This window comes from Chamaesiphon minutus PCC 6605, from assembly GCF_000317145.1.
In the GTDB taxonomy this organism is placed as follows: domain Bacteria; phylum Cyanobacteriota; class Cyanobacteriia; order Cyanobacteriales; family Chamaesiphonaceae; genus Chamaesiphon; species Chamaesiphon minutus.
The window spans coordinates 2,812,284-2,825,231 of the sequence record NC_019697.1; the positions used below are offsets into that span (position 1 = coordinate 2,812,284).

10 protein-coding genes are annotated in these 12,948 nt (G+C 49.1%); 5 read left to right on the plus strand and 5 right to left on the minus strand.

The features are described from left to right. Positions 1-67: 67 nt before the first annotated feature. The 5 genes from CHA6605_RS36205 (at position 68) to CHA6605_RS12975 (ending at position 6,573) form a co-directional block, all read left to right on the plus strand. The gene (locus tag CHA6605_RS36205; protein ID WP_015159893.1) at positions 68-2,863 is read left to right on the plus strand and encodes a DUF11 domain-containing protein; all 2,796 of its coding nucleotides are present in this window, start codon (positions 68-70) and stop codon (positions 2,861-2,863) included. Between the two features lie 384 nt (positions 2,864-3,247). After that, positions 3,248-3,490 carry a hypothetical protein gene (locus CHA6605_RS12960; RefSeq protein WP_015159895.1) on the plus strand — a complete coding sequence of 81 codons (243 nt, stop codon included), beginning with the start codon at positions 3,248-3,250 and terminating at the stop codon, positions 3,488-3,490. 3 nt (positions 3,491-3,493) lie between these two features. Then, positions 3,494-3,916 (plus strand): type II toxin-antitoxin system tRNA(fMet)-specific endonuclease VapC, encoded by a 423-nt coding sequence (gene vapC, locus CHA6605_RS12965; RefSeq protein WP_015159896.1) that lies wholly within the window; start codon positions 3,494-3,496, stop codon positions 3,914-3,916. A 47-nt stretch (positions 3,917-3,963) separates the two neighbouring features. Further along, positions 3,964-4,791 (plus strand): DUF3598 family protein, encoded by an 828-nt coding sequence (locus tag CHA6605_RS12970; RefSeq protein ID WP_015159897.1) that lies wholly within the window; start codon positions 3,964-3,966, stop codon positions 4,789-4,791. Positions 4,792-5,343: 552 nt separating this feature from the next. Further along, on the plus strand, positions 5,344-6,573 hold the full coding sequence (locus CHA6605_RS12975) for an MFS transporter (RefSeq protein WP_015159898.1): 1,230 nt from the start codon (positions 5,344-5,346) through the stop codon (positions 6,571-6,573). Positions 6,574-6,807: 234 nt separating this feature from the next. On the opposite strand, the gene hisF is transcribed toward CHA6605_RS12975, so the two are convergent. The 5 genes from hisF to CHA6605_RS13000 form a co-directional block, all read right to left on the minus strand. Then, a complete protein-coding gene (gene hisF / locus CHA6605_RS12980; RefSeq protein ID WP_015159899.1) occupies positions 6,808-7,575 on the minus strand; it encodes an imidazole glycerol phosphate synthase subunit HisF in 768 nt (255 codons plus the stop codon). Between the two features lie 264 nt (positions 7,576-7,839). Further along, positions 7,840-8,730 (minus strand): tetratricopeptide repeat protein, encoded by an 891-nt coding sequence (locus tag CHA6605_RS31600; RefSeq protein ID WP_015159900.1) that lies wholly within the window; start codon positions 8,728-8,730, stop codon positions 7,840-7,842. Positions 8,731-9,039: 309 nt separating this feature from the next. Continuing rightward, positions 9,040-9,273: a Nif11-like leader peptide family natural product precursor gene (locus CHA6605_RS12990; RefSeq protein ID WP_015159901.1), complete on the minus strand. Its 234-nt coding sequence runs from the start codon at positions 9,271-9,273 to the stop codon at positions 9,040-9,042. 203 nt (positions 9,274-9,476) lie between these two features. After that, a complete protein-coding gene (locus tag CHA6605_RS12995; RefSeq protein WP_015159902.1) occupies positions 9,477-10,109 on the minus strand; it encodes a DUF1287 domain-containing protein in 633 nt (210 codons plus the stop codon). Positions 10,110-10,248: 139 nt separating this feature from the next. Further along, a complete protein-coding gene (locus CHA6605_RS13000) occupies positions 10,249-12,948 on the minus strand; it encodes a cation-translocating P-type ATPase (protein WP_015159903.1) in 2,700 nt (899 codons plus the stop codon).

Consider the following 12,948-nt stretch of genomic DNA (forward strand, 5'->3'; position numbering starts at 1 on the left):
AGAGATATCTTTGATGAATCAAGATATTTTTATGCTTATTTATTAAACCCCGACAACTCCTAAAAACATGAAATATTCAAACATTCCTAATTCTGTCATTACTAAATACGCGCACATTTTAACTGGAATTGCGTTCGTAGCCACATCGTTGCTGCCTTTGGCAACACCAGCGATCGCGCAGGTAGGGCCGACCCTAAATGTTAGCAGTATGGCCACCACACCTATAGTTGTGGCTACTGGTGAAGTTGTCTACCGGATTAAAGTCACTAACACGACTGCCAATACAGCGCACAAAGTGAAGGTGACTAGCGTTTTACCTACAGGCTTTACATATAATAGACATATCACTACACTCCAGAACAAAGCTGTAACTTTTGGTACCACAAATGCAACTAGGTTTGTCGATCCGGCATATACCACTAAGCCAGTGGCCGGAGCCAACACACTAGTCTGGGATCGAATCACAATTCCAGCGAATGGTAGTATCGAGTTTATTTTTGCAGCGACCGCACCAAATACTCCATCAACGACCCCATATTCAATGGCGAGCCTCCGCGTTGATTCTTTTGGCTCTGCTAGCAGCATGACACCAACCACTGTTACGGGTTCTGTGAGCGGTTCAACAGATGATGTCACCCTCAAGCCCATTCCCCCAATGCCGACTCTGGCGATCGATCGTACCGCGATTGCTCCGACACCCCAGATCTGTGCCGTGCCAGGTTCTCAAGGTCTGGGTGTAGGACTCACTGGTATCGTCAATACCTACTACAGACCGACTTTACAGTCTGTAGCCACAGGCACGAGAACTATTGCCATTGCTGCGGGTGCTGCTAAGGGTGCTGTTCGGAATATCAATCCAGGCGATCTAGTTTTGATCGTTCAAATGCAGGATGCAAGTATCAATAATGCCAACAGCAACTTATATGGATCTGGAGTTGATGCCAATCAAGGTAGCGGACACAATGGCATGGGTCGTAGCGGTCTGTATGAGTACGCGATCGCGGATTCTACGGTTTCGGCTACTACTGGGAATGTTACTCTCACCCTCAAAAACCCACTGATTAATTCTTATGAAAGTGCTGCTGCCACCGCCAATAGCGGACAAAAAAGATTTCAGGTGGTGCGGGTACCGCAGTATGCTAGTGCTCAGGTGCTAGGTACGCTGTTCGCAACGCCTTGGGATGGTAATGTGGGCGGCATCTTAGCTGTCGATACCTTTGGCACTTTCGATCTAAACGGTCAGCGGCTCTCGGTTAACGAGGCAGGTTTTCGGGGTGGATATGGTCCCAGAAACCCTTATCGAGCTGCCACAACAGGTTTTATGGCTCAGACAGCTAGTACTCTAGGATCGGGTAAAGGAGAAGGCGTTGCTGGTACGCCTCGGTTTCTTTCGACGAAGTTGCTAGATCGTGGAACTCCTGTAGACCCGATCGACGGTTCTCCAAACTGGACTGGTAGTTTTATCGATAACGGCACGACTAATGGTTATCCCGGTGGCGATACAGGCCGAGGTGCGCCAGCAAATGCTGGTGGTGGTGGTAACTATCACAACGCTGGTGGCGGTGGTGGTGGTAATGGTGGTAATGGCGGACAAGGCGGATTACCCTGGGATGAGGGCAGTCCTAGTGCTAGCAAAGATGCTGGCGGTCGTCCTGGTTCTTCTGTATTAACAAGTATCCCTACCCCTTTGAAAGTATTCATGGGTGGCGGCGGCGGTGGTGGTGAAGCAAATGATGCTCCACAAGGTGTTCCTGGTGGAGCTGGGGGCGGAATCGTCATGCTGCGAGCTGGCACGATTGTTGGGACTGGAACTATTTTTGCAAATGGCACCAATGGAGATCGCGGCGCGTATCAGTCAAATCCCGATGGTGCTGGTGGTGGTGGTGCTGGGGGGACTGTGTTAATTCAATCGCGCAACCCCTCCACAGCGACGATTAATATCCTAGCAAACGGCGGTAATGGTGGTAATACGGAGCGAGATCCTTTTTATAACTATACTGGGTCTCAAACTGTTCCTGGCAGTCAACCCAACGCCAATACTAGTCAAACTGGCTCTAATGGTTACAATCCAGATAACTATGGTTATGGCCAAACTCCTCACGGCCCAGGCGGTGGTGGTTCGGGCGGAATCGTACTGTACAACGTCAATGGTTCTACAGCTACTATTAATGCACAGGTCAATGGCGGCGCGAGTGGCCTGACCGATGACCCTTCCCCTGATGTAAACTTAAGACCTAGAGGCGGTAAAGCCCAACACTCACATGCAGCTACAGCCGGATCTGCTGGACAAGTCGTTCGATTTGCTAATAGCGAAGATCGTTTCGCCGATTTGAATGCCATCACTGCTTGTGCAGCGAATTTGACAGTGAACGTTTCGACTAGTACTCCAACTGCCGCACCGAGCGAGACTGTCAACTACACAATGAGAGTCTCAAATTCAGCATCTGGTGGTGGCGCATCACAGGTACGCTTGTCAAATCTATTGCCAGCAGGCTTTACATTCACGCGGACAGACAGTATCGTCCTCAATAGTGGAACTACTTCAGCCACCAACTCTTCTCCTCTCAATCCTGTTGCGGGAGCGACAAATCCAGTCTGGGGAACTTTCTTGATTCCCCCTGGTGCTACTGTTGAAGTTAATTTCACAGCTACCGTCGGGTCGAGCGTACCAAATGGTGTATATCGCCCCAAAACCGATGTAGTTTACCCAGATCCGGTGCGTACATCTGATACAGCAAGTGCGACGATTACCAAGCAATATGGCTACGAACAGTCAGAGTCAGCAGCAGACATCACAGTGAGAAGACGCGCTGTACCGATGGTTGAGAAGTTCTCCCCAACTGTTCGGATCGTCCGCAAATAGGCTAATTGAGTAGCTGCGAACCTAAAATGTAGCAGCGTTGCTTTCTAAAATAGAATGAGCCTCCCAATGTCTTGGGGGGCTTTTTTTGGGGCGTGCAGATTATAGTCGTACGCACAGGGGTTAAGAACATCACAACGATTGAAATCGTCGCTGATGATGCAAAGTCCACCTTCGTGGACTAAAAATTTGTCCTAATGAACTTATAGAGCCAATGAAACTCTCTACTATCGATTTACTCCAATCTTGGCTCGATGGTGAAGATGCAGAAGATCGAGGATGTAGAATCGTAATTCTAGCTGTTTAGCCTACCATCTCCCAGAATGGCTATTTAAATTGTGTGATGTAGCTAGTCTCAGCTAAAATAAAAATATGGAGGTAGCACGGATGGAAAGTATTAAGATACGTCAACATATCGGTGACGATGGCATTCTTCATCTCGATCTGCCAGTGGGTTTAATCGGTCGGGAAATAGAAGTAATGGTAATTTATCAGCCTGTTCGGTTGTTGACGTCAAGCGATCGACATTTAGTGGATCTCTATGGGATCTGTGCAGACGATCCGATTATTATTGACGATCGCGGCATCTCCGAAGTTTTGGATGATGACCTGGTTGGAGCCTTTGACTAGAATATGCGCTATTTGCTGGACACCAATGTTTGCGTAATGTATTTGAATGGACGCTCTGATTCGGTACGGTCGCGAATCCTGTCTACACCAAGTCAAGATCTGGCTGTATGTTCGGTTGTTAAAGCTGAATTGTTTTATGGGGCGATGCGAAGCAATAACCAAGCTCGAACTTTAGAACGACAACAGCAATTTTTAGATCGATTTATTTCACTACCGTTTAATGATGAAGCAGCGATCGTGTTTGGTGAAATTCGGGCACATCTGGCTAATGCTGGAACTCCGATTGGAGCTTACGATCTACAAATTGCAGCGATCGCTATTGCAAATGACATAATATTAGTAACACACAATACGCGAGAATTTAGTCGTGTAGCTGGGTTGCCAATTGAAGATTGGGAAGTTGATAAATCTGATAAGTTAAGCTGAGAGGATTCTCAAACTGAGTCCAATTACCAAAGTCGATCGCGGGGTGCATGGAAAGTAACTGGGACAATTTTCTGAAAAATGCTGGAGAATGGGTGGGGACGTTTAGTCAGGTTTCCACCGATGGGGAGCTGCTTGGTTCTACACCCTCGATCTTGACGCTCGAAGCTTTGGAAAATAACCAGCTCGTCAAGTTTCGCTTGCGGCGATTTGCAAATGGTACTAGCGAACAGCCGACATCCGATACCGCCCAAGAGTACCGATCCTTGGGCAGACAGGCGGTGTTTTTCGATACGGGGGCTTTTTCTAAAGGTTCGCTGCAAGTGGCTCCATTTACAGAATTTGGCGCGGAGTATGGCTTTGTAGCTGAGAATCGTCGATCGAGATTGGTACAATTATTCGATAAGCAGGGCGGGTTTAATAGCCTGACGCTAATTCGCGAGATGCGTGAGGGCACGGATGCCAAGCTGCGTCCCGATCTGACGGTAGAACAGTTGGTGGGTAAGTGGGCAGGTAAGGCTTGTACTTTCTATGCAGATTGGCAAGATCCTAAGACTTTCCCGACGAGTTTGGAAGTCAAGCAGGTGGGTGACTCGCTAGAGCAACAATTAGCTTTTGGCGATCGCACAATCGCCTCTGCTGCCAAAATTGATGGCAATATTCTCCATTTTGAATCGGGAGCTGCGGCGCGGAAGATCTTATTATTACCAGATGGGGCTTCGAGCAATACGCCGTTACAAGTCAGTCATCGCCAGTCATTTTTTGTCGAGGCGGGGTGGTTATTGGCGGACGACGAACGTCAGCGATTGATTCGCAACTATAATGACAAAGGAGAATGGATTAGTTCGACTCATGTTGTCGAATATCGATCGAGGTAGGTAGTGGATATTCGCGCGATCGCTAAATAAATCCAACTCCTGTGAGCTTCGGGGGTAATTCTGGCATTGACTGAGTTGCTGCGTGGATCTACCCACCCCGCCCTACGGGCACCCCTGTCTTGACTGAAACACATGCTCCTCCACTCTCCGCGTGATTTCAGTCGCTCCGAGGAGGGGATTTTTTACCTTAGTCCTTTCCTTTATCCAGGTTACCGCGCGTACCGACAAGTCTGTTGGACTTCGTTTCGAGATCTAAATCCCCCCTAACCCCCCTTAAAAAGCGGATGCGCGTACTGTTCGGGTTCCCCGACAGTGTAGCGCACCAAGCAGGGGGGAACCGGATCCGGAAGTCCCCCTTTTTGAGGGGGATTTAGCGGCTCCCGTAACTCCTTTGGAGTGGCTGCGCCAACGTCGGGTTCCCCGACGGATTAGGGAGACAAGACAGGGGGATTTCTAGGGTTTTCGATTTTATCCTGACTTGTCGGTACGCGGTAGCCTCCGAGGAGGGATTTTTCATCTAAGCCTTCTGGAGAATAAGCCCTAATTTCCTAAATGAACGTTTTGAATCAGCTCGAACCGCAACAGCGGCGTAGTTTGCGCGTGTTATTTATCACGGGCTTATTATTTTGGATTAGTATTGCGATCTTATTACCGACACTACCTGCATATCTAGATGCGATCGGGATTAACCAGCAACAAATTGGTTTAATTATCGGTGCATTTGCGATCGGATTGCTGCTGACTCGACTGGTAGTTGGTAAATTGGTTGATACGAGAGGGCGCAAGTTAGTATTATTAATCGGTACGGCGGTAGCCGCGATCGCGCCAGTGGGTTATCTCTGTGTAACTTCGACACCATTATTGATGCTAATTCGGGCATTTCATGGCATTAGTATTGCTGCTTTTACGACGGCTTTTAGTGCCTTGGTTGTCGATTTAGCTCCCCCTAAACAACGGGGTGAAGTTATCGGTTTGATGAGTCTGACGAATCCATTGGGAATCGCTATAGGCCCCGCGATCGGTGGTTTTTTGCAAGTATATGGAATGTATCGAGAAATCTTTTGGATCTCGATAATTACTGGAGCAATCTCGTTTATCGCGGCCAATCAATTACATCAGCCACGAATAGAAGTCGAGTTAGACCATAATGAGTCGAAGCGGATTTCAATTTGGCAAATATTAACCAATCCCGCTTTGGGAATTCCCGCTTTAGTTTTGTTGCTAGTTGGATTTCCATTTGGGGCGATTCATACCTTCGTACCTTTATATATTAAAACCCTCAATGTGGGTTTCAATCCTGGTTTATTTTATACGATCGCCGCGATCGCTAGTTTTAGTGCCCGATCGGTCATTGGGAGTCGATCGGATCGGTATGGACGCGGCATTTTTATCGCGGGGAGTTTGTGCTGCTACACGGCTGGGGTTGCTTGTTTGGCGACTGCTAATAGTCAGATGAGTTTTGTCTTCGCAGCATTGTTAGAAGGATTGGGTAGCGGCACTTTGTTACCGATGACAGTCGCGTTGGTATCCGATCGATCTTTACCGCATCAGCGGGGACAGGTATTATCGATCTGTATTACGGGTCTAGATCTAGGAATTGCGATCGCGGCTCCCGTATTTGGCTCGATCGCCAATGATGTCGGCTTTGCCGGAATTTTTACGATCGGGACGGCAATGGCAGCAACTGCGATCGGGGTATTTTTAATCTGGGGCAATCGCAATTTACGCCATTCGATCGGCTTTTGCTTGGGACGCGATCGGGATGTGTATCGGAAGGGGTAGTTTGGATTTTGGATTTTGGATTTTGGATTTTGCGATTGAAATCACGCGGAGGTTTCCTCCGCATGTGTTTCAATCAAGACGGATTTTGCGGCTCTCGTATCTGCTAACGCAGAGGCTATGCCTACGGCAGGCTCCGCCAACGCCAACGTCGGGTTTCCCGACGGTTTAGAGAGACAAGACAGCGGATGGCGGATTGGGAATAACATCTACCCATCTACCCATCCACGTATCTAACTAAATCCTCACGGTGACTTGCTTGCTATGGAGATATTCTTTGATTTCAGCGACTGTGAGTTCGCCGTAGTGGAGTAGAGAAGCCAATAATGCGGCTTCGGCGTGTCCTGCGGTGACGGCTTGATAGATATGTTCGCAGTTGCCAGCACCACCGGAAGCAATGACTGGAACTTGGACGGAAGTGGCGATCGAGCGAGTCAGATCGAGATCGTAGCCTGCTTTGGTGCCGTCTGAATCCATGCTGGTGACTAAAAGTTCTCCGGCACCTCTTTTAGTGACTTCTTGCGCCCATTTGACCGCATCTAGTCCGGTATTTTCGCGTCCGCCTTTAACGTAAACATCCCAGCCAGGATTGCCAGGATCGTGACGGCGTTTAGCATCGATCGCGACGACGATACACTGATCGCCAAACATATCGCTGGCATCGTTGATTAAGTTGGGATTTCGGACTGCGGCTGAGTTGAGGCTGACTTTATCCGCACCCGCACGTAGTAAGTCTTTGATATTTGCCGTCGTCTGAATCCCGCCGCCGACAGTGAGTGGAATAAAAACGCGATCGGCAGTACGGTAGACAACATCGATAATCGTATCCCGATCTTCGTGGCTGGCGGTGATGTCAAGAAATACTAACTCGTCAGCTCCAGCATCGTTATAAACTTGGGCGAGTTCTACCGGATCGCCAGCATCCCGCAGTTCGACAAAGTTGACGCCTTTGACGACGCGTCCGGCTTTGACATCTAGGCAGGGTAATATTCTTTTGGCTAACATAGGGAATTTTTGTTACTGTAACTAACCACCGCAGGAATATTCGCTGTGAGCGATCGGTATCTCATTTTAGATCGCGATCGACCTGTTGCGGTTATTCGAGTCAAGAACCTGTCATGATGCTGGTCTTACCAGCATCATGAGAATTCGATGTAAGCCTTGATTACATCATCGATGAAAAAGAGCTAATCGATATGCTTCATAGTAGACATTACCCGCATATCGATTCAGTTAAATCTACTCAAGAGAGATCGACATAGTCCACCATTACGCTCCTCGATCGATTTCGGTAATTTTAGCGGCGGCTAGTTGTTGGAGATAGGAGTTGTGTTTGCGATCGCAAATAGCGATCGTGGTTTGGAGATCGGCTTTGGCTTCTTCGCTTCCGCCTCTAGCCAACCGAGCCAGCGCGCGGAAATAATAGGCGTGCTCGTCATTGGAGGAAAGGCTGCCAGAACCGGGGGTTTCTAGGGATAGGGCGGCACTATAATCGCGATTGGCACCAAATTCATCTCCCAAGCCAGCAAGGGCGACGCTACGGGCGTAGTAGGTGGCAATTTTTGGTTGGAGATCGATGGATTTGGAGAGATTGGTTAGAGCGGGCGCATAGATGCCGATCGTCAATTGGGTGATGCCGAGGTTGTAGTAAGTAACGGCAGTACGTCCGAGTTGATTGTAACGGATAAAGTCGGCGATCGCGTTGTCATTATCGCCACTAAAGGAGCGCGCTAAGGCTCTGACATGGTATGCAAATTGGAGCTGTTCGTTCGCGGAGCATTCCTGTAGGGAAATGGCCCGATCGCAATCGGCGATCGCATCAGTGAAGCGATCGAGATGAATATAGATCGCAGCTCTAGCCGCGTATGCTTCAGCCAAACGAGGATCGAGTGCAATCGCGAGATTGTAATCGGCGAGCGCACCAATATCGTTGCCATCTTGATGACGGAGGATGCCGCGATTGTAAAAGAGAGTTGCGTCCCCTGGTGATGATTGAATGGCACGATTGTAATCTTCAATGCTACGGAGAGGACCAAAGTTACAACCCGAACCCGATCCGGTGGTTAAGTACCAATCGCCCAATAGCCAGTCTTCGATCTCATTGCCGAGTTTGTTGAGATCTACGGCAAAAGCTTGAAATGTGTCGTTAAATAAGTGCATCGCGATTTCTACAATAGACTAGTTCTAGAATTTTTAACCGATGCACCCTCAGCTATTTTGACACATCGATCGACGATCTGTCTTGGTGGAAATCACAACCGATCGAGTTAGGGAATAGGGGATAGGAAAACTCGCTCGGTTGGCGCGACAAGAAAACAGTATGGATTTTAGTGAAAATATGGTATTTCACTTTTAGAAGAGGTCTAATATTAAATTTCCGATCGAGCTTGGACATTGCTCGATCGGAAAGGTTTCGCTCGCTAGCCTATTAGACAAAGATCGAGCTTTTATGCTATATCTTCAAGCCGATTAGATTTTCTGCCAACAGCCGATGGGCAAGCAGAAATAGTCACCTTGTCCCGCTGCGGTACTTTCTTCGATCGAGGCTTGAAGTTCATCGGGGGTAAAAGTGTAGCCCCAGGCAGCACCAAGTTTAACGGCTAGGTTGGGAAAGTCTTTGGCTTCGACGATCGAGTCAAATTGTTGGGCTAGGGCTGGTTTCTTTGCTACTAGTTTGTAGAATTTATTTAAATGTGTTTTCATGACAAATGCCCTCTCTCAAAACTATGCAGAGTGTATTGCTAAGGATTGATTCTTATTTTGCGTCCGTAACTAAGCTCGATTTCTAATTACTTATAATGTCTTTAATATTTAGATCTTAGATCTCTAATTCAATGTTGCGATAAAATCTTCGATAATCTTAATTAATTTGATAAAGCAATAATAGATCGATCGAAAAACAGAATTTAAAAATAACGATAATGTCCGATCTGTTTCCACACAAAGAGGACATCTTCGACTTTGGTGCCACTGCCAACATTGTGGACGATTGCCAGTCGATCGGGTGCGACGCGAATGTTGCTAACGATGCCGATGTGCTGCTGTCCGTCGCTAAAACCCCAAGTGACGATATCGCCTGGTTGATAATCGCGACCGTTATTGGTAATCGGGACGGCTTTGCCGCGACGTTGGAGCCACGTCATTAAATTAGGCACGCGGCGATGGTCGATATTAGCGTCGGGAGCCTTGGCACCCCAATTGCGGGGATATGCAGCAAAGTTGCGCTGCATATCGCCATGGACTTCGGCTTGCAGGTCGATTTTGACCGATCGAAAGGCGCGAATGACGACATCGGTACAGACTCCAGTCGTCATGGGGACATCGCCGCCGGGATAAGCGAGTTTTACATAAGCCGGATCGTAGCTACGGGTAATTTTGGTTTGGGCGATCGCATTAGCGACAATCTGCTGAATTTTGGGGGATTGAATTGGGACGAGCGTGGGTGTGGGAGTGGTAAGTTGGGCTAATTGTTTGCTGCAACTAACTAATAATAATGCTGAGAATAAAGCTAAGATCCCAATGTTCGATCGTCTACTCATAAATTGCTGATTTGTCCCCAAATCTCCAGGATACGATCGACTACAAAATGCTGTGGCTATATTCCTGACTATTGAGATAAAAAAAAGAGGGCTAAAGTTTCAGGCAATCTCTGTCGGATCGATAACTACGCCTAGCTACTTACTCGATCGGGTCGAAGCGATCGAGGAGCTTGACGACAATGACTACAGGCAAACTTACAGCCACGCTAATTGCCGCACGATCGAAGCTCAGGGGCACTGTTTGGAACAACTGATTCATCACGCTCCACTCTACAAATAGCCATTGCAACACGAGAATTGCCGCAATGCCGATCGCGGGTATATAGGCAATCGGGCGGCGACGATCGCGTAATTTGGCAAAGATGGAGGGGACAAACTGGGTAATACTCAGCAGATAAAAGGCTTCGGCGGAGATGAGTGTATTGACTGCCATCGTGCGAGAGAGCGCGATATTGCCGATGGTTTGCTGCGCCCATTCAAAGCTACCAAAGACAGCGATGACATTAAACAGTGAAATGATGACGATCCGGCGCAGCAGCCGCGCCGTGAGGAGGGGTTCGTTGGGGTTGCGCGGTGGCAACTTCATCACCGCGATGGACTTGGGTTCAAAGGCGAGGGGAATAGTCAGGGCGGTCGCACTGACCATATTAATCCAGAGAATTTGTAACGGGAGAATCGGTAAAGCCGTCCCCATCAGTACCCCTGCCAAAATTGTCAAACCTTCGCCCCCATTGACTGGCAGGGCGAAGGCGATCGCGCGGAGCAGATTTTGATAGACCGTTCGCCCTTCTTCGACAGCGGCGGCGATCGAGGCAAAGTTATCGTCGGTTAAAATCATCGCGGCGGCTTCTTTGGCCACTTCGGTGCCTGTAATGCCCATGGCGATGCCCAAATCCGCTTGTTTGAGGGCGGGGGCATCATTGACCCCATCTCCCGTCATAGCGACGATTTCGCCCTTAGCTTGCAGGGCTTCAACTAGGCGCAATTTCTGTTCGGGAGCCACCCGTGCGAAGACGTTGCCAGATGCGGCGGCGTTAGCAAATTCGCTATCGCTCATCTGGCTCAGGTCGCGTCCTGAATAGGACTCGATCTCTTGACCCGAACTCAACTGCATCATCCTAGCGATCGCCGTAGCTGTGAGTACGTGGTCGCCAGTAATCATCTTGACTTTAATTCCAGCGGCTTGGCAATCCCGCACGGCAGCAATTGCGGCGGTGCGGGGCGGATCGAGCATCCCTTGCAAACCCAGAAAAACTAGTCCGCGATCGAGATCTCGATGCGATAGTGGCTGGGGTAAACTCGTCACCGACTTAGTAGCAAATGCCAGTACGCGCAATCCCTGCTGCGCCATTTCATCCGCTTGGCGTTCGATCTGCACTCGATCGATCTCGATCGACTCTTTGTGCTCGTCGAGCATTCGATCGCATCGCTGGAGAATAGCTTCAGTCGAACCTTTGACGTAAATCGACTTCTCGTTAGGATCGGTTTGATGTAATGTCGCCATGTACTGAAATTGTGACTCAAATGGAATCACATCTAACCTCGGCATCTGGGCGGCTGAGTCTTCCCGATTCAACCCTGCTTTGTGAGCAACGACAATTAAGGCGGCTTCAGTGGGGTCGCCGACGATCGTATATTGTCCGTCCGATTGCGGTTGGAGATGGGAATCATTGCACAATAGTCCGGCTGTGAGACATTCATATAAGGCTGGTGTAGTAGCTAGATCGGCTGCTAGAATCTCACCATCGGGGTTGTAACCGACCCCCGTCACCCGATACAGGCGATCGCCAGCAAAGATCGCCTGTACCGTCATCTGGTTTTCGGTCAGCGTTCCGGTTTTATCCGAACAAATCACAGTCGTACTGCCGAGCGTTTCTACTGCTGCCAGTTTGCGGACGATCGCATTGCGTTTAGCCAACCGCGATACACCAATGGCGAGCGTAATCGTGACGATCGCAGGTAAACCTTCGGGAATAGCTGCTACGGCAAAAGCTACCGTAGTCGTAAATACTTCTACCCAAGATTCATTTTGCCGCAGAGCTACCAAAAAATTCAGTACCGCCAGCCCCAAGACAATATACAGCAACTTTTTACTGAATTTACCTAGCTTGCGGGTAATGGGTGTTTCGACATCCGTGCTCTGCTCCATCAACTGCGAGATCCGTCCCGTCTCGGTGGCATTGGCGATCGCGACGACCAAACCTTGTCCCTGTCCCGAACTCACCAAACTGCCCATATACGCCATACATGTACGTTCGGCTAGGGCGACGCCTGTCTCTAGCGGCTGCGTGTCTTTCTGAATCGGTACCGATTCGCCAGTCAATCCCGACTCATCGACCGTGAGATTGCTAACTGCCACCAACCGCAAATCGGCAGGAATTTTATCCCCCGCCGCCAGCTCAACTAAATCCCCCGGTACCAATCGATCGGCAGGAACGCGCTGGGTGCGCCCGTCGCGTATTAGAGTAGTTTCGGTAGTTACTGACTTAGCTAGTGCGGCGATCGCACTTTCGGCTCTAGATTCTTGGATGAAGCCGATGATGGCGTTGATAATCGTGACGCCAAAGATTACGCCAGAGTCGATCCATTCCTGTAAAAAAGCGGTGACGACGCCAGCCGCCAGCAAGATATACAACAACGGCTGATTGAATTGCAACAAAAACCGCACCCAAGCACTTTTTCCTGGTTTACCGACTAATTGATTGGCCCCAAATCGATCGTGTCGCTGCTGTGCTTCGGCGGCGGTTAAACCCAGAGCGAGCTTGCTATCTAGCATCCGAGCGGCTTCATCTGCTGGGATTGCGTGCCATTGCTGTGGACTTAAGTTCGTCAGTGTCAT

What these genes read in the sequence shown, in the direction of transcription:
- CHA6605_RS36205 (WP_015159893.1), top strand. Translation starts at nt 68, where the DNA reads ATGAAATATTCAAACATTCCTAATTCTGTCATTACTAAATACGCGCAC.
- CHA6605_RS12960 (WP_015159895.1), top strand. Translation starts at nt 3,248, where the DNA reads ATGGAAAGTATTAAGATACGTCAACATATCGGTGACGATGGCATTCTT.
- vapC (WP_015159896.1), top strand. Translation starts at nt 3,494, where the DNA reads ATGCGCTATTTGCTGGACACCAATGTTTGCGTAATGTATTTGAATGGA.
- CHA6605_RS12970 (WP_015159897.1), top strand. Translation starts at nt 3,964, where the DNA reads ATGGAAAGTAACTGGGACAATTTTCTGAAAAATGCTGGAGAATGGGTG.
- CHA6605_RS12975 (WP_015159898.1), top strand. Translation starts at nt 5,344, where the DNA reads ATGAACGTTTTGAATCAGCTCGAACCGCAACAGCGGCGTAGTTTGCGC.
- hisF (WP_015159899.1), bottom strand. Translation starts at nt 7,575, where the DNA reads ATGTTAGCCAAAAGAATATTACCCTGCCTAGATGTCAAAGCCGGACGC.
- CHA6605_RS31600 (WP_015159900.1), bottom strand. Translation starts at nt 8,730, where the DNA reads ATGCACTTATTTAACGACACATTTCAAGCTTTTGCCGTAGATCTCAAC.
- CHA6605_RS12990 (WP_015159901.1), bottom strand. Translation starts at nt 9,273, where the DNA reads ATGAAAACACATTTAAATAAATTCTACAAACTAGTAGCAAAGAAACCA.
- CHA6605_RS12995 (WP_015159902.1), bottom strand. Translation starts at nt 10,109, where the DNA reads ATGAGTAGACGATCGAACATTGGGATCTTAGCTTTATTCTCAGCATTA.
- CHA6605_RS13000 (WP_015159903.1), bottom strand. Translation starts at nt 12,948, where the DNA reads ATGACACTGACGAACTTAAGTCCACAGCAATGGCACGCAATCCCAGCA.